The organism is Actinomadura sp. 7K507 (assembly GCF_004348425.1).
Classification (GTDB): domain Bacteria; phylum Actinomycetota; class Actinomycetes; order Streptosporangiales; family Streptosporangiaceae; genus Spirillospora.
This window is the reverse complement of the sequence record NZ_SMKK01000097.1, coordinates 15,034-31,580: the sequence shown is the minus strand read 5'-3', so window position 1 is coordinate 31,580 and position 16,547 is coordinate 15,034. Positions and strand designations below refer to the sequence as shown.

Annotated in this window: 17 protein-coding genes; 8 read left to right on the top strand and 9 right to left on the bottom strand. The window is 71.0% G+C overall.

The window, feature by feature from the left end:
- The 5 genes from E1285_RS22300 to E1285_RS22280 form a co-directional block, all read right to left on the bottom strand.
- On the bottom strand, nucleotides 1-316 hold a 316-nt coding region (locus tag E1285_RS22300; protein ID WP_132155100.1), incomplete at its 3' end, for a hypothetical protein.
- A gap of 123 nt (nucleotides 317-439) precedes the next feature.
- The gene (locus tag E1285_RS22295) at nucleotides 440-1,612 is read right to left on the bottom strand and encodes an MFS transporter (RefSeq protein WP_132155090.1); all 1,173 of its coding nucleotides are present in this window, start codon (nucleotides 1,610-1,612) and stop codon (nucleotides 440-442) included.
- 211 nt (nucleotides 1,613-1,823) lie between these two features.
- A complete protein-coding gene (locus tag E1285_RS22290; RefSeq protein ID WP_207946739.1) occupies nucleotides 1,824-2,300 on the bottom strand; it encodes a Crp/Fnr family transcriptional regulator in 477 nt (158 codons plus the stop codon).
- Nucleotides 2,301-2,346: 46 nt separating this feature from the next.
- The gene (locus E1285_RS22285; protein WP_132155088.1) at nucleotides 2,347-3,192 is read right to left on the bottom strand and encodes a universal stress protein; all 846 of its coding nucleotides are present in this window, start codon (nucleotides 3,190-3,192) and stop codon (nucleotides 2,347-2,349) included.
- A 99-nt stretch (nucleotides 3,193-3,291) separates the two neighbouring features.
- On the bottom strand, nucleotides 3,292-3,705 hold the full coding sequence (locus tag E1285_RS22280; protein WP_132155086.1) for an OsmC family protein: 414 nt from the start codon (nucleotides 3,703-3,705) through the stop codon (nucleotides 3,292-3,294).
- Between the two features lie 205 nt (nucleotides 3,706-3,910).
- On the opposite strand from E1285_RS22280, the gene E1285_RS22275 reads away from it, so the two are divergent.
- The 5 genes from E1285_RS22275 (at nucleotide 3,911) to E1285_RS22255 (ending at nucleotide 8,433) form a co-directional block, all read left to right on the top strand.
- Complete coding sequence (locus E1285_RS22275; protein ID WP_132155084.1) at nucleotides 3,911-4,378, top strand: universal stress protein; 468 nt, start codon at nucleotides 3,911-3,913, stop codon at nucleotides 4,376-4,378.
- Complete coding sequence (locus E1285_RS22270; protein ID WP_132155082.1) at nucleotides 4,375-5,073, top strand: CBS domain-containing protein; 699 nt, start codon at nucleotides 4,375-4,377, stop codon at nucleotides 5,071-5,073. Before E1285_RS22275 ends, E1285_RS22270 begins: the two co-directional genes overlap by 4 nt.
- A gap of 5 nt (nucleotides 5,074-5,078) precedes the next feature.
- Nucleotides 5,079-6,566, top strand: a complete 1,488-nt coding sequence (locus E1285_RS22265) for a bifunctional aminoglycoside phosphotransferase/ATP-binding protein (RefSeq protein ID WP_132155096.1) — start codon at nucleotides 5,079-5,081, stop codon at nucleotides 6,564-6,566.
- A gap of 228 nt (nucleotides 6,567-6,794) precedes the next feature.
- A complete protein-coding gene (locus E1285_RS22260; RefSeq protein ID WP_132155080.1) occupies nucleotides 6,795-7,277 on the top strand; it encodes a cation:proton antiporter regulatory subunit in 483 nt (160 codons plus the stop codon).
- A gap of 4 nt (nucleotides 7,278-7,281) precedes the next feature.
- Nucleotides 7,282-8,433, top strand: coding sequence for a cation:proton antiporter (locus E1285_RS22255; protein ID WP_132155078.1), 1,152 nt, complete (start codon nucleotides 7,282-7,284; stop codon nucleotides 8,431-8,433).
- A 71-nt stretch (nucleotides 8,434-8,504) separates the two neighbouring features.
- On the opposite strand, the gene E1285_RS22250 is transcribed toward E1285_RS22255, so the two are convergent.
- Entirely contained in the window at nucleotides 8,505-8,999 is a 495-nt protein-coding gene (locus E1285_RS22250) for a DoxX family membrane protein (protein WP_243722969.1), read from the bottom strand.
- Nucleotides 9,000-9,283: 284 nt separating this feature from the next.
- Nucleotides 9,284-10,960 carry a GAF domain-containing sensor histidine kinase gene (locus tag E1285_RS22245; RefSeq protein WP_207946738.1) on the bottom strand — a complete coding sequence of 559 codons (1,677 nt, stop codon included), beginning with the start codon at nucleotides 10,958-10,960 and terminating at the stop codon, nucleotides 9,284-9,286.
- 263 nt (nucleotides 10,961-11,223) lie between these two features.
- Here E1285_RS22245 and E1285_RS22240 point away from each other — a divergent pair, with 263 nt between their 5' ends.
- Nucleotides 11,224-11,913 (top strand): response regulator transcription factor, encoded by a 690-nt coding sequence (locus E1285_RS22240; RefSeq protein ID WP_132155072.1) that lies wholly within the window; start codon nucleotides 11,224-11,226, stop codon nucleotides 11,911-11,913.
- A 115-nt stretch (nucleotides 11,914-12,028) separates the two neighbouring features.
- On the opposite strand, the gene E1285_RS22235 is transcribed toward E1285_RS22240, so the two are convergent.
- Nucleotides 12,029-12,526 (bottom strand): flavodoxin domain-containing protein, encoded by a 498-nt coding sequence (locus tag E1285_RS22235; RefSeq protein ID WP_132155070.1) that lies wholly within the window; start codon nucleotides 12,524-12,526, stop codon nucleotides 12,029-12,031.
- A complete protein-coding gene (locus E1285_RS22230; RefSeq protein ID WP_132155067.1) occupies nucleotides 12,523-13,407 on the bottom strand; it encodes a universal stress protein in 885 nt (294 codons plus the stop codon). The genes E1285_RS22235 and E1285_RS22230 overlap by 4 nt, the downstream gene beginning before the upstream one ends.
- 139 nt (nucleotides 13,408-13,546) lie before the next feature.
- Here E1285_RS22230 and E1285_RS22225 point away from each other — a divergent pair, with 139 nt between their 5' ends.
- Together E1285_RS22225 and E1285_RS22220 are read left to right on the top strand one after the other, a co-directional pair.
- Nucleotides 13,547-13,843 (top strand): SHOCT domain-containing protein, encoded by a 297-nt coding sequence (locus E1285_RS22225; protein ID WP_132155065.1) that lies wholly within the window; start codon nucleotides 13,547-13,549, stop codon nucleotides 13,841-13,843.
- Nucleotides 13,840-16,455, top strand: a complete 2,616-nt coding sequence (locus tag E1285_RS22220; RefSeq protein ID WP_132155063.1) for an HAD-IC family P-type ATPase — start codon at nucleotides 13,840-13,842, stop codon at nucleotides 16,453-16,455. The genes E1285_RS22225 and E1285_RS22220 overlap by 4 nt, the downstream gene beginning before the upstream one ends.
- Nucleotides 16,456-16,547 lie beyond the last annotated feature (92 nt).

Below are 16,547 nucleotides of genomic sequence, written 5' to 3'. Positions count from 1 at the left end.
ACCAGGAGAACGACGCGCCCCGCGGGCAGCCGCGCGGCTCGTACTCCGGCCGGTCCGGGCCCACCGACGGGTAGTCGGTCTGCTGCGCCTCCCAGGTGATGATGCCGTCCTTGACGTACACCTTCCACGAGCAGGACCCGGTGCAGTTCACCCCGTGGGTGGAGCGCACCACCTTGTCGTGCGACCAGCGGTCACGGTAGAACGAGTCGGCCTCCCGCCCTCCCGCCTTCGTCACCGTCCGGAGATCGGACGACACTCGGGCACGGGTGAAGAACCTGCGGGTCCCCACCAGCGCCTCTTCCAACGGCCCGTCCATGCCCGGCCTGCCCTTGCTCCCCGGCCTTCCCTTGGTCGAACTCACCCTCAGCGTCCCTTCAGTCGACTCATCGGACCGGCCGCCCGCACCGGGAAGGCTGCCAAACGAAACCGGATCTTGTCATCAGGCCGCAGCACCACGGTTCACCGCCGCACGCCGCACCACCACGGCGGTGAAGGCCGCGGCGGCCGCCGCCACGATCGCCAGTAGCGCCAAGCCCAGCGCGTAGGAGCCGAGGCTCCCGTAGATCGAGCCCATGACCAGCGGCGGGACGAACCCGCCCAGACCACCTGCCGCCCCGACCATTCCGCTGACCGCTCCCACCTTGTCCGCCGGAGCCAGCTTGGCCACCAGGGCGAACGTCGCGGCGCTGCCCGCGCCCAGCGCCGCCGCCATCCCCAGGAACGCGACCGTGCCCTGCGGCATCAACGGCGGCGTGAACGACTGCACCATCGCGCCCACCGACGTCACCGCCAGGGAAACGCCCAAGACGCGCACGGCCCCCACCTGGTCCGACAGCCACCCGCCGACCGGGCGCATCACCACCGCCAGCAGCACGAACCCCGCCATCCGGTTCGCCGCGTCCGCCTGCGACAACCCGTACTCCGTCTTCAAATACGTCGGTAGATACACCGAAAACGCCACAAACCCGCCAAACGCCACCGCATACAACCCCGACATCTGCCACGTGACGCCGAGCCGGGCCGTGGCTGCCAGCCGCTTCACCAGCGGCTCGCGCGGGGGCGTCCGTCCCGGCGCCTCCCCCAGCACCAGCCACGCCACCACCGCGTACGCCGCGAGCAAGAACGCCGTCAGCACGAACGGCGCGGCTGAACCTTGTCCGTCGACGAGCTTCACCGTGGTCAGCGCACTGATCGCGGTGCCGCCCATCCCGGCGCCGAACACCCCGAGTGCGAAGCCCCGCCGCTCCGGCGGGAACCACCCGCTGACGAACGGCACACCCACCGCGAACACCGTCCCGCCAACCCCCAGGAAGAATCCGCCGAACAGCAGCGCCGCCAGCGACGACTGCCCAAGGAGCCCCAGATACAGCACGGGAAGGATCGTGATGAGCGACAGCGCCGGGAACATCACCCGCCCGCCGAACCGGTCGGTCAGCGCCCCCACCGGAATCCGCCCGAGCGACCCGACCACCACCGGCACCGCGACCAGCAGCGCCTGCTCGAACGACGACAGCGCCAGCGAATCCTTGAACCGCGGACCCAGCGGGCTGAGCAGCGCCCACGCCCAGAAATTCACTGCGAACCCGGCTGTGGCCACCACCAGCATCACCATCGGGCGCCCACCGCCGCGGGTCAGCCCAAGGCCCGTTCGGCCGGACCCATTCGCCTGTCTCGTCTCAGTCACCGTGCCGCACCGCTTCCCTCTCATACCCGGCATTAACCGCGGAACCATGATCGGCTCCAGGGGTTCTCACCCTGGTGGACGCCGCTGATCCTCGACAGGGACCTTCGTCCTTTGAACGGCCCCTGATGCCACACCTCTGCTACAGCAGCGACGCGTCGCTCACCGGCATCGTTCGGGAGAGCTCCACCAGCCGTGCCTGGGTTGCCTCAAGCCGCTCCACAACGAGTTCGGCGAAGCGGCGCGTCAGCTCGTACCCCATGGACGGGTCGACGGCGCAGAGCGTCCGGACCAGTCGCCCGTCGAACTCGATCGCCCGGACAGGCGTGCTGGCGTATCCGCCGAACCTCCACCGGTACGGGCGGAACAGCCACGACCAGCCCAGTACCGACCCCGGGCCGAAGGTCTCGATGACGACCGGACCGCGGCCGGGTGTGCGCAGGTCCACGGCCACGGTCCCGTCCTGGACGAGCCAGAACCGTTCCGCCGGGTCGGACTCGTTGAAGATCCGCCGTCCGACCGGAAACTCGGTGAACCGGGCTGCCGTGGCCAGCCTGGTCAGGTCGGCGTTCCGCAGGCCGCTCAAGAACGGCTCGCGGGTCAGGTCAGCCCCGGTCACAGCACTCACTGGATTCACTCCCGTCCTACAGTCCGGCCATCCGGCCTCATCCGGCGATGTTCGGGACGACGACGACCGTGCACGGGGCGTGCTTGACCAGAGCGTCACTCGTCGCTCCCAGGGTCAGCGTCTCGACGACACCTGTGCCGCGGGCGCCGACCACCGTCAGGGTCGCCTCCGCGGCCGCCTCCAGCAGCGCCTCTCGCGGCGACTTCAGAACCAGCGCCGTGGCTGCCTGGACGTAGGGGTACTTCACGCGCCAGGGCGCCACCGCCCGCTCCAGCACGGTGCCGCACACCCGGCGCAGCTTGTCCGTGTCACTGAACAGGGACAGGTCCCCGTCCGGCGCCGCCCCAGGCTCCCAGCAGCCGTACACGGCCCGCAGCCGCCAGCCGCGCAGCGCCGCCTCCTCGAACCCGAACGCCAGCGCCGCGTCCGCGCCCGGCGAGCCGTCCACCCCGACGGCCACCTGCCCGTCGCGGGAGGCCGAGTCTCGGACGACTGCGACGGGACGGCCCGCGTGGGCCGGCACCTGGAGCGCCGTGGAGCCCACCGGCATCTGGTCAGGTTCATGCGAGCCGACCACGATCAGTTCGGCATCATGCCCCTCGTGCACCAGCGCCGGGGAGACGCTGCCGTCGTGCAGCCGTTTGCGCAGCTTCAGACCCGGGGCCAGTTCCCGTGCCAGCGCCGCACCGTGGTCGAGCAGGTGCTCGCCCATCCTGCGGACGATGGCCACGCCCTCGTAGTCGATATAGCTGATCGGATACGGCCACCGCCAGACATGGCTGACGGTCAGCGGCAGCCGACGCAGCCGCGCCTCCGTCACCGCCCAGCGCAGGGCCCGTTCGCTCTCGCTGGTTCCGTCGTAACCGACAACAACGTGGCTCATAACGTCCTCCCTTATCTCGGCCCACTTCCATCCGATCGCCGGATCAGCGTGACCAGGACAGAACCGAACGGTCCTCTGGCCCGGGACCTCCGCCGCCGGTCAGGCGGCCTCGGCCTCCGTCTCGATCTCCAGGCCGATCCGCGGGGCGTCGACCACCGAGTTGTGGACGGTGCAGCCCTCCACGGCCCTGCGCAGCTCCTCGGCGTCCGCGCTCGAGAGCGGGACCGGAGGGCGCAGCCGCAACCCGATCCGCGACACCCGCGTCGGCGCGGTCGCGCTCATGGCGAAGCCGGCAGTGACCTCCAGCCCGTCCGCGGGCAGGCCGCGCCGGACCAGGTACCGCCGCGCGTAGTGCGCTGCGCAGGCGGCCAGGGACGCCACGAACAGCTCGACCGGTGTCGGCCCGTCGTCCGTGCCGCCCGCCGAGTACGGCTGGTCCACGCGGATCACGTGGCCCCGGACGAGCACGGCGAAGGCGTCATGCTCGCGGTGGACGACCGTCATCTCGCTCATCGAAGCCACCTCCTGTTTTCGGCCTGGTAACTCATCTCCAGCGTTCGCGTCGAGGTTCGCGCCCATAAGAGCCGAAGGTCCCGTCGGCCGGGCCAAGAGGTCACCGGGCACCAGATCGGGCCGAAGGTCCCGGACCGCAGGGACGCTCGGCACTGACCTCAGAGCCGTCCCGGCCGCAGGCTGGAGACGAACAGGGAGGTCACCCATGTGGGTCTTGCCGGAGCACCGTTGCGTCGTCGTCGGGGTGGACGGTTCCCCGAACTCCATGGCCGCGTTGCGGCGCGCCGCGCGGGAGGCCGCCGACCGGCACGCACGGCTGGACGTCGTTCGCGTCCTGGAACCGGACGGCGCCCTCGCGCCAAAACCGCTGCGGACCGTGCGGGAGTGGCTGAGACTGCGCCGCCTGGCGGCGCACGCGCTACCGCGCGCCCAGCATCTGACCACCCGCCTCCGCATCGTCCACGGCGCGCCCGGCGAGGCTCTGGCACGCGCGGCGGAGCACGCCGAACTCCTGGTCATCGGTGCCCGGGCGCACTCTGAACACGGCAGTCCCCTCGGTGGCGGCACCGTGCCGGTCGTGCGCCGGCGCGCACGCTGCGGCGTCGTGATCTGCGCCGACCACACCGCGACGTCCAAGACCTTCCAGACCAGGCCGGCCCGGGAGGGACGATGAAACGCCGAACAGTCGCCGACGTCATGACCAAGCAGGTGGTGACGGTGACGGCCGACACCCCCTTCACCGAGATCGCCGACGCGATGGCCGAGCACCGCATCAGCGCGGTGCCCGTCCTGGACACCGACCGGCACGTGACCGGCATCGTCACCGAGGCCGACCTGCTCCGCAAACAGGAGTACAAGGGCGACGCCGGACGGCGGCCGCGGCGGCCGATGATCCGGATGCGCCATGCCGCACCCGAAGCCCCGGCCGCAGCCAAAGCCGCCGCCGTCGACGCGCGCGGGCTGATGAGCACCCCGGCCATCTCGGTCGCGCCGCACACCACCATCACCGAGGCCGCCCGGCTGCTGAACACCCACGGCTACAAGGCGATGCCCGTCGTCGGCAAGGACGGCCGCCTCGCCGGCATCGTGGCCCGCCGCGACCTGCTGCGCGTGTTCCACCGCTCAGACGCCGACATCCGCGACGAGATCATCCGGGACGTGCTGATCCACAAGCTCTGGCAGGACCCCGCCGACGCGCACGTCCGTGTCCAGGACGGGATCGTCCACCTGACCGGCCGCGTCAAGGTCAAAAGCCTCATCCCGATCGTCGTCCGCCTGGCCGCCGCCACCGAAGGCGTCGTGGACGTCGTCCACACCCTCGGCTACGACCACGACGACACCCACTCGACCGCTCAGTGGAAGGCGTGAGCTCCATGGACAACGCCGCCGTCTCCGAAACCCACATCGGCGTCGTCTTCTTCGTCGGCGACCGCGCCTACAAGCTGAAGAAGCCGGTGAACCTGGGATTCCTCGACTTCAGCACGCGCGAGCTGCGCGAGCGCGCCTGCCACGAAGAAGTCCGCCTCAACAGCCGTTTCTCCCCCGACGTCTACCTCGGCATCGCCGACGTGCACGGACCCGGCGGGGAGGTCTGCGACCACCTGCTCGTCATGCGGCGAATGCCTGCCGACCGGCGTCTGGCCACCCTGATTCAGGCTGGGGCGCCGGTCGAGGACGCACTGCGCGACATCGCGCGGATCATCGCCGCGTGGCACGCCCAGGCGCCCCGCGGCCCCCGCATCGCCGCCCAGGGCACCCGCGACGCCCTCCTGGCCCGCTGGGCCGACAGCTTCGACCAGGTGCGCCCCTTCCACGGCGAGGTGATCGACGTCGCGACGGCCACCCAGATCGAGGATCTGGTCACCGAGTTCCTCGCCGGACGACGAGCCCTGTTCCACGCGCGCATCGACGACGGCCGCGTCGTCGACGGCCACGGCGACCTGCTCGCCGGCGACATCTTCTGCCTCGACGACGGCCCGCGCATCCTGGACTGCCTGGAATTCGACGACAAGCTCCGCAGCCTGGACGGAATCGACGACGCCTCGTTCCTGGCCATGGACCTCGAACGACTCGGCGCCCCCGGCCTCGCCGAACGCTTCATCACCTGGTACGCCGAGTTCGCCGCCGACCCGGCACCGCCCTCCTTGCGCCACCACTACGTCGCGTACCGGGCGTTCGTCCGGGCCAAGGTCGCCTGCATGCGGCACGCACAGGGCGACCCGGACGCGGCCGCCGACGCACGCGCCTACAGCGCCATCGCGCTGCGGCATCTGCGTGCCGGCCGGGTCGGACTGATCCTGGTGGGAGGGCTGCCCGGCACCGGGAAGACCTCGCTGGCCGGCGCGCTGGCCGACCGGCTCGGCTGCTCCCTGCTCAGCAGCGACCGCATCCGCAAGGAACTCGCCGGCCTCGCTCCCCACGACTCCGCGGCCGCCCCCTACGGCACCGGCATCTACACCCCCGAATGGAACCGCCGCACCTATTGCGAACTCGCCGACCGGGCCGCGAAGCTGCTCCGACGTGGAGAGACCGTCGTCCTGGACGCCTCCTGGACCTCCAGGCAGCAGCGCGATCTCCTCGCCGCGACGGCCGAACGCGAACACGCACACCTGTCGTCCCTGCGCTGCCAGGCCCCCGAGGCCCTGACCGCAGAACGGATCCGCACCCGCGCGCGAGGTCCCTCCGACGCCGACACCCAGACCGCCACCGCCATGCGCACGCACGCCGACCCGTGGCCCGAGGCGATCACGATCGACACCAGCGGCCCCCTAGCCGACGCAGCCGAACAGGCCCTCACCGCCGTCCACCCACCCGGCCCCGGACACATCTGGCCCCGCCGCCCGTTCTTCTCGCCCGACTGAACAGAGCCGACCGTCCCACGCCCCCTCTGGCATCCGCCGAGAAAGGGGACGCGGCGGTGTTATGCTCCCGCGCCCGCGGCTAGGTTTGCCTGGCCTTCGCCACGATTGAGGCCGCCGTCGAAGAAGCAGGTTCATCACCTGGCCCCTGCCGACCAGCATCGGTGAGGGCCTGGTCATCCCGGCCGCGGCGACCCGTGCCTCCTTTCCGGCCCACGGCATGATGGGTTGATGGATATGAACGAGGTCCTCCTGCCGGGGGTGGGGCTGCGGTATGACTTCACCAGCCGGAGCGGTGAGCGGATCGGTGTGGTCGCGCGCCGGTCGGGCGGTTTCGACGTGGTCGTCTATGAGGACGAGGACGACCCGGACGAGGCGCGTCCGGTGTTCCGCCTGACCGGGGAGGAGGCCGAGGCCCTCGCGCAGATTCTGGGCGCGCCCCGGATCGCCGAGCGGTTCGCCGATCTGACCCGCGAGGTGCCCGGGCTGGTGGCCGGGCAGGTGGCGATCGGGGACGCGAGTCGCTTCGCGGGCCGTCTGCTCGGCGACAGCCGGGCGCGGACGCTGACCGGTGCCTCGATCGTGGCGGTCGTCCGGGGCGAGATGGTGATCGCTTCACCGGGGCCGCAGGAGCGGCTGCTGGCCGGGGACGTGCTCGTGGTCATCGGCACGGCCGAGGGCCTCACCGCGGTCGAGCGCGTCTTCGCGGGCTGACAATTTGCACATCTCGGTCGCGTTCCTGCTCGAACTGGGCTTGATCCTGGCGGCGCTGAGCGTGCTCGGATCGCTCGCACGCCGCTGGGGCCTGTCCCCGGTGCCGCTGTACCTACTGGGCGGGCTGGTCCTGGGCGACGGCGGGGTCGCTCCTGTCCCGGCGGCTGAGGAGTTCGTGGAGGCCGGGGCGGCGATAGGCGTGGTCCTGCTGCTGCTCGCGCTGGGCCTGGAGTTCTCCCTGCCGGAGTTCACGGCCAGCCTGCGGCGGCACGTGCCGTCCGCCGGGGTGGACGCCGTGCTCAACGCGGTGCCGGGCGCGGTCGCCGGCTGGCTGCTCGGGCTGGACGGCGTCGGGATCCTCGCGCTGGCGGGCGCCACGTACGTCTCCTCCTCGGGCATCGTGGCCCGACTGCTGGGAGATCTGGGACGGCTCGGCAACAGGGAGACCCCGTCGGTCCTGGCGGTGCTGGTGCTCGAGGACTTCGCGATGGCGGCCTACCTGCCGGTCCTGGCCGTCCTGGCCTCCGGCGGAACCCGGTGGCAGGCGCTGCTCGGGGTCGCCGTGGCCGTCGCCGCGCTGGCCACCGCGTTCGCCTCCACCTACAAATGGGGCCACCACATGGGACGGACCCTGGCACACGCCGACTCCGAACTGCTGCTGCTCCGGATCCTGGGGATCACACTCGTGGTGGCCGCGCTGGCGGAATCCGTGCACACCTCGGCAGCGGTGGGCGCCTTTCTAGTCGGGCTCACCCTTACCGGCGAGCACGCCGACCGCGCCCGCGCCGTGCTGGAGCCGCTGCGCGACCTGTTCGCGGCGATCTTCTTCGTGGCCATCGGCCTGTCCGTCAGCCCAGGCTCCCTGCTCCCGATGCTGCCCGCCGCGCTTGCCCTGGCCTGTGTCACCGCCCTGACCAAGATCGCCACCGGCCATTTCGCGGCGTCCCAGGACGGCGTCGCCCGCCGAGGCCGAAACCGCGCCGGAATTGCGCTGATCGCCCGTGGGGAATTCTCTATCGTCATCATAGGGCTGGCCTCAGACAGCGACACACGCCTCGCCCCACTGATCGCCGGCTACGTCATCATCCTCGCCATGGTCGGCCCGCTCCTGGCCCGCTTCACTCCCACCGGCCGCACATCCCGACGACACACGTAGCTCACGCAAGCGGTGGAACGATGAAAGGGACGCCCACCACGGTGGGTGGGCGTCCCATTCGGTCGGGTCAGTTACTTCAGGAAGGGGAGGCGCTTGGCCAGGCGGGTGTTGCTCCACCAGCGGCCGAGGCCCAGGGTGTCGCCGGCGCTGACCAGCGCCAGTCCGACGAGGAGGATCGCGTAGATCAGGTGGTCGTCCATGAAGGGGTTGTTCTCGGGGGGCAGGACGGCCGTCCACATCATCACCAGGAGCAGCGCGCCGGCCGCGGCGGCGATCCGCATCCCGATGCCCAGGATGAGCGCGGCACCGATGCCCGCGAGGCCGATCATGAACAGCCAGTCGGCCCAGGCCGCTCCGGCGATGCCGGTGTAGAAGTCCGCGAACGGGCCCTTGGGGCTGTTGGCCAGGAATCCCTCGGTGGGGCTGTTGCCGTCGATCCACGCCTTGTCCGCGGGGGTCGCGTAGCCCCAGCCGAACAGCTTGTCGAGGAACGCCCACGCGAACACCCAGCCCAGCGCCAGCCGGGCCGCCGCCCACACGTACCGCGCCGCGGGCGACTCGGTCATCGGCTTGGGTGTCACCACCTGGATCAGAGTGCTGCGCCCTTTGCGGGTCTTGTGCTCGGAGACTGCCATTGCCTCTCGCCTTCCCATCACATCGCTGATTTCCCTCACCTCTGAGTGAACCGTCCGGCGGTTCGGTGCTGTAGGACCGTTAGGGGCACGCTCGGCGGGACCAAAGTCCCCTGAGCCCGGTGATTCGGGGCGGGAACGATGTATGCGGCGGCGTTACCGACTACGGGATACGCGTGGAAGCATTCGGCAGTTGTCGGGTCGGCCCCGTGCCCAGGTCAGCCGTTCTTGAGCGGGACCTGCCAGACCAGTACCGTTCCGCCGTCCTCGCGTGAGTGCGTGGCGCATGATCCACCCAGGCTTTCGGCCCGCTCCGCGAGGTTGCGCAGCCCGCTGCGGCGACCGCCTGCGGGGATGCCGACGCCGTCGTCCTCGACGCGCAGGACAAGTTCGTCACCGACGCCGATGACCACGATGGCCTCGGTGGCGTGGGCATGGCGAGCTACGTTGGACAGCGCCTCCCGGACGACGGCCAGCAGATGCTCGCCGATGTCGTCGTCGACGGCGGTGTCCAACAGCCCGTCCAGCCGGACGGAGGGCGCGAACCCGAGATTCTCGGTCGCCGCGTCGATCAGCGCGTGCACGCGGCTGCGCAGCGACTCGGTGTCGTCGGGCCCCTGGAGGGCGAAGATCGTCGAGCGGATCTGCCGCACGGTGTCGTCCAGGTCGTCCACCGCCCGCTGCACCCGGACGGCCACTTCCTTGCGCTGGACAAGCTTGAGCGTCGCCATCAGCGTCATCGCCGTGGCGAACAGCCGCTGGATCACCGTGTCGTGCAGGTCCTTGGCGATCCGGTCACGATCTTCCAGCAGCGTCAGGCGTTCGGCGTCCCGGCGCCGCTCCGCCAGTTCCAGCGCCACCGCCGCCTGCCCGGCGAACGCCTCCAGCAACCGCTGCGTCCCCTCGGAGAAGGCCGCGCCGCCGGGCGAGTTGATCACCGAGATGACCCCGTGCGCCGAGTCCCCCACCCCGAGCGGCACCACGAGCAACGGCCCGACCGGAACCTGCGTCGGCACATTCGCCTCGCGGGCGGCCTCGCTGCCGTCGGCCAGCCGCAGGGGGGCGCCTTCGGTGAACACGGGGCCGGCGACCGAGTGATCGAGCGGCACCCGCATGCCTCTCAGGCGCTCGGCGCCCTCGCCATAGGCGGCCTCCACCACGAACTCCGGGGCTCCTTCCTCGACCAGCGCCACCGTCGACAGGTCGGCGTCGGCGACCTCGCGAGCACGCTGCGCAACGAGCATGGTCACCTCGTGAGGGTCGGTGCCCGACAGCAGAGCCGTGGAGATCTCCTGTGACGCCTCCAGCCAGCGCTCCCGCCGTCGCGTCTCCTGATACAGACGGGCGTTCTCGATCGCGACCCCGGCCGCGGTGGCCAGCGCGATCACCACGATCTCGTCCTCGTCCTCGAACTCGCCGCCGCCCGCCTTCTCGGTCAGGTACAGGTTGCCGAACACCTCGTCCCGCACCCGGATCGGTACCCCGAGGAACCCGCGCATCGGCGGGTGGTTCGGCGGGAACCCGTAGGAGTCGGGGTGCTCGCCCAGGTCCGGCAGCCGGATCGGGCGCGGCTCGCGGATCAGCAGCCCGAGAATGCCGTGGCCGTGCGGCCAGTGCCCGATCGCTTCGATCTCCTCATCGCTCACACCCACCGTGATGAACTGGACGAGCCGCTCCCCCTCGTCACTGATCACGCCCAGGGCCCCGTACCGTGCGTCGACCAGGGTCGTGGCGGCCTCGATGATGCGCCGCAGCACCGTCTCCAGCTCCAGATCACTGCCGATGGAGACCACGGCCTCCAGCAGCGCGTGCACGCGGTCGCGCGTGGCCCGTGCGGCCTCCAGCCGGGTCTGCAGCTCCGTCAGGAGCTCGTCGAGCTGCAACTGCGGCAACATCAGCCGCGCCCGGTCTGCACCGATACCAGACTCTTCAGCCACAGGATCAGTATTGCCGAGTTCGAGGCGGGATGTCAGACCTGAGAACCACGGCTCGTTCTCCTGGCAGAAGTTTTGGAGAGGAGGTTGTGCTGAAGTTTCCTTTAACCATGACGTCCTCGAAGATCGGTGGACGACGTTAGCCGGGACGTTCGGCACTGTGCCCGCTATCGGCCGGTGGGTAACGTCGGTTACGTCACCGTCGAGCCGAGGAACGATCTGCCATGACCGAGCAAGCCCGACAGAGCGCACGAACCATCCGGATCTTCCTGCTGGACGATCACGAGGTGGTGCGGCGGGGCGTGGCCGCGCTGCTGTCCGCCGAGGACGACCTGGAGATCGTCGGCGAGGCCGGCACCGCGGCCGAAGCGCTCGCGCGGGTTCCCGCGGCCCGCCCTGACGTGGCCGTTCTGGACGTGCGTCTCCCGGACGGCGACGGCGTCACCGTCTGCCGCGAGCTCCGCTCGCGGATGCCCGAGCTCGCCTGCCTGATGCTCACCTCGTTCGACGACGACGACGCCCTCTTCGAGGCCGTGATGGCCGGTGCGGCGGGCTACGTCCTCAAGCAGATCCATGGCTCCGACCTGGTGGGCGCCGTCCGAACCGTCGCCACCGGCCAATCCCTGCTCGACCCGCGCAGCACGGCCCGCATGCTGGATCGGATCCGCACCCGTCAGGAGAAGAAGGACCCCCTCCAGGGCCTCACCGAGCAGGAACGCCACATCCTGGAGCTGATCGGCGAGGGCCTGACCAACCGGCAGATCGGCGAACGCCTGTTCCTGGCCGAGAAGACGGTCAAGAACTACATCTCCAACATCTTCGCCAAGCTCGGCATGAGCCGCCGCACCCAGGCCGCCGCCCTCGCCGCCCAGCTCAAAGCCAACACGTCCGACGCCAAGGGCAGGCGGGAGTAAGTTCGGCCGACCGGACCCGCAAGCCGCTCCGGCCCAGCAGATGCCGACCCTCCAGATGCCGACCCTCATGGACGCCGGCGGACGACGGCCACAGGCGGCTCCCCGATGACCGTGTTCACACGGCGACCTTCCGCAGTTCGCGACCGATACCTGCCGCCCATTCGGTGACCTGGGCGCGGTCCCGGTAGTCGCCGCTCATCCGCTTGGCGATCTTCGAGGCCATGAATCCCCGGGCGTCGGGGGTCAGGCGTCCGCCGAAGGTGGCGTGTCCTTCGGCGCCGATCCTGCGCGCGACTTTGGCGACGCCCGGTGCGGGTGCGATGTCCCGCTCTTCGGCGGTGCGGTCGAGGGGGCCGCTGCTGAACAGCCACACCTGCCGGTGCGTCAGCGTGTCCGCGTGGCGGCGGACGAAGTGGCGCGCCTCCCGGTGCCAGCGTCCGGCGTACAGGGCGCCGCCGACGATGGCGGCGTCGTATCCGTCCAGGGTCGTGACCTGACCGGCGGGACGCACGTCGGCGTCTACGCCCGCTTGGCGCAGCCCGGCGCCGACCCAGTCGGCGATCTCGGCGGTTCCTCCGCGCTCGGAGGCGTAGGCCACCAGCACTCGGATCATGACGACTCCTTCAGATATGGGTCGCGCTCATGAACGACCGCGACCGGGTTCTGCACCTCGTGCAGGACCGCGCGGGTGACGGCTCCGAGCAGGGTCGCGGGGGAGGATCCGATCCCGCGGTCCCCGACGACGAGGAGCATCGCGTCCCGGGCGCTGTCGGCCAGGGCGCGCTGGGCGCGTTCCGAGACGAACCTGTCCTGGACGGTGATGTCGGGATAGTCGACCAGGCACGGTCCGACGGTGCTGGTGAACCGTGCTCTGGCCTGCTCCTTGATGGCCTGCGGGTCGGTGAACGGCAGGCGGTCCGGGCCGGGCAGCACGGCGGGGTCCCACCACGCGCAGACCAGCGTCACCGAGGCGTCCTGCAGCCTTGCCTCCCGGAGGGCGAACCGCAATGCGGCCTCGCTGGCCGGTGAGCCGTCGACCCCGACGACGATCCGTCTCGCGACGCCGGCGCGTTGGCGGGCGGGCACGACGACCACTGGACGATTGGCGTGCGCCGGGACGTTCACTGCGGTGGAGCCAAGCGGTAGCCGGTCGAAGCCGCCGCCCCCGCGGGCGCCGACCACGATCAGCGCCGCGTCCACCGCCGCTGTGAGCAGGGCTCCGGACGGTGCGCCTTTCAGCAGCACCGGCCGCACGTCCAGGCCCGGGACGGCTTCCCGCGCGAGCCGGACGCCGTCGTCCAAGGTCAAGGCCCCCATGCCGTGGACGATCCCCATCGCATCGCGGTCTTCGGGGCGCTGCGGATATGGCCAGTTCCACGCATGGCAGATGTGCAGGGGCAACCTGCGCACGGACGCTTCGGCGGCCGCCCAGTGGAGCGCCCGTTCCGCGGCAGGGGAACCGTCGAAGCCGACCAGCACGTGCCCTTCGTCCATGACTGCCCACCTCCACGTTCCAAGTTCGTCCGGCAATGACACGCGGGTCAGGGGCATGGGTCCGCCGATGCGGGGGACCTTCGGCCCTGTCGGCGGGGCGCGCCGGATCGCAGGGTGGAGGGCGTCAGGAGGTGGGGCGATGAATACCGGTTACGCCCTTATGATCGCCGCTCCCGGCGACGGCTGGGGGCACATGGGGAACGGCGCCTGGTCCGGTTGGATGTGGCTGTGGGGCGCGGCGATGATGCTGCTGTGGGCGGCCGTCATCGGCGGGGCGGCCTGGCTGATCGTCCGTGCGGCCGCGACTCGCCGCGCCGAGGCGTCCGGTCCCCGCGTGACGGGGCTGGAGCACGCCCGCGGGATCCTCGCCGAGCGGTATGCCAGAGGCGAGATCGACACCGTGGAGTACGACGAGCGGCTGGCCAAGTTGCGATGACCGCGGCCCTGGCGCCCTACCGCAGACCCGCCGAGGACGTCGTACGCGACCTCGGCGGCGACGCGTCCCGCGGCCTGGCGTCCGGTGAGGCGCGGGCCCGGCTGGAACGGGACGGACCCAACGCGCTGCCCGCCGCGCGCGGGCGCGGACCGGTGACGCGGTTCCTGCTGCAGTTCAACAGCCCGCTGATCTACGTGCTGCTGGTGGCGGTGGCCGTGACGGCGCTGCTCGGCGAGCACGTGGACGCCGTGGTGATTCTCGGCGTGGTGATCGTGAACGCCGTGGTCGGGTTCATCCAGGAGTCCCGCGCGGAGAAGGCGCTCACCGCGTTGGCCGCGCTGGCGCGGACGTCGGCGACGGTGGTGCGGGACGGCGCCCCGCGGCGGGTGACGGCGGACGATCTGGTCCGCGGCGACCTGGTCGAACTGGACGCCGGCGACAAGGTCCCCGCCGATCTGCGGCTGTTGCGCACCGACGAGCTGGCGGTGGACGAGTCGGCGCTGACCGGGGAGTCGCTGCCGGTCGCCAAGGACCCGGCGGCACTGCCCGAGGTCGCGCTCGCCGACCGCACCGCGTTGGCCTTCTCCGGCACGCTGGTCACCACCGGACGCGCCGCGGGCCTGGTGGTGGCCACCGGCGCGGACACCGAGCTGGGCGGCATCCACCGCCTGATGCACACCACCGCCTCGGTGCAGACACCGCTCACCCGCAAGATCACCCAGTTCAGCAAGATCGTGACGGTGGCGATCCTGGCGCTGGCCGCGCTGACCTTCGCCATCGGCGTGCTGCGCGGCCGTGGCGCGGCGGAGATGCTGACCGCCGCGGTCGCGCTCGCGGTCGGCGCGATCCCCGAGGGCCTGCCCGCCATCGTGACGATCACGCTGGCGCTCGGCGTGGCCCGGATGGTGCGGCGCGGCGCGATCGTCCGGCACCTGCCCGCCGTGGAGACCCTCGGCAGCACCACGGTGATCTGCACCGACAAGACCGGCACCCTCACCCAGAACCAGATGACCGTGACCGCCCTCACCGCGGGCGGACTCGACTACACGCTCACCGGTACCGGCTACGCCCCCGCTGGGGAGATCCTCCAGAACGGCCGCCCGGTCGATCTCGCCGGGCACCCTGTTCTTCGGGAGACGCTGCTGGCGGGCCTGGGCTGCAACGACGCGCGGCTCGTGCACCAGGGCGAGGAGTGGACGATCACCGGTGATCCCACCGAGGGCGCCCTGCTCACCAGCGCCGCCAAAGCCGGGCTGGACCACGTCCCGCCCCGCGCCACGGCACTGCCGTTCAGCTCCGAACGCCGCTTCATGGCGACCCTGCACGACGACGGCACCGTCTACGTCAAGGGCCCGGTCGAGCGGATCCTGGAGCTGTGCGACGACGCCGCCGGGCCCGACGGCCCGGCCCCGCTCGACGCCTCCGCAGTTCACGACCGCGCCGAGGACTACGGGGCGCAGGCGCTGCGCGTGCTGGCCTTCGCCCGCGGGAGCAACGACGCGCCTGGCCTGGACGCGTTGCCCCGGCTGAGGTTCCTCGGCCTCCAGGCCATGCTGGATCCTCCCCGGCCCGAAGCCGCCCAGTCGGTCCGGACCTGCCACGACGCCGGTGTCCAGGTCAAGATGATCACTGGCGACCACGCCGCCACCGCCCGCGCCATCGGCGCCCGCGTCGGGCTGGACGGCCAGGTCATGACCGGCGCCGAACTCACCGCCGACGTCTCCCCCGAACGCGTCCGCGACACCGCCGTGTTCGCCCGCGTCTCACCGGAGCAGAAACTCCACCTGGTCCGGATGCTCCAGGGCGCCGGGCACGTGATCGCCATGACCGGCGACGGTGTCAACGACGCCCCCGCCTTGAAACAAGCCGATATCGGCGTCGCCATGGGACGCGCCGGCACCGACGCCGCCAAGGAGTCGGCCGACATGGTGCTGACGGGCGACGACTTCGCCTCCATCGAGCGGGCGGTCGAAGAGGGACGCGGCGTCTTCGACAACCTGGTCAAATTCATCGTCTGGGCACTGCCGGCCAACGTGGGCCTCGGCCTGGTACTGGTAGCCGCGATCCTCGCCGGGACCGACCTGCCGATCCTGCCGCTGCAAGTCCTCTGGCTGAACATGACCGCGGTGCTCGTCCTCGGCCTGCCGTTCGCCGTCGAACCCAAGGACGAGCACATCATGACCCGCCCGCCGCGCGACCCCTCGCTCCCCTTGATCTCCCGCGCGCTGACCGCCCGGATCCTGCTGGTGTCGGCGATCCTGCTCGCCGGCGCGTTCGGCCTCCAGTCCTGGGAACGGTCGCACGGCGCGTCGCCCGAGGTCGCGCAGACCATCGTCGTCAACGTGTTCGCGCTGACGCTGCTGACCTACCTGTTCAACTGCCTGTCCCTGGACCGCCCGTTGCTCCTTAAAGGCGTCCGCCGCAATCCGTGGGTCGCCGTCAGTGCCCTCGGCCTCATCGCGCTCCAGGCCGCATACACCTACGTGCCGGGAATGAACGAGGTGTTCCATTCAGCGCCCCTGGATGCCGCCGCCTGGATGCGCATCGCGGTGATCGCCGTCCTGTCGTACGCGGCGGTGGAGCTTCTCAAGCTCGCCCAGCGCGCCCGCTGACGTGCCCTTCGGCTGCCCATGGACGGGACGTTGGTCTCTGACGTCTGGCGGGCCCGGAGGAGAACCTGGAGGTGGAACGAGCCATAGGAGCA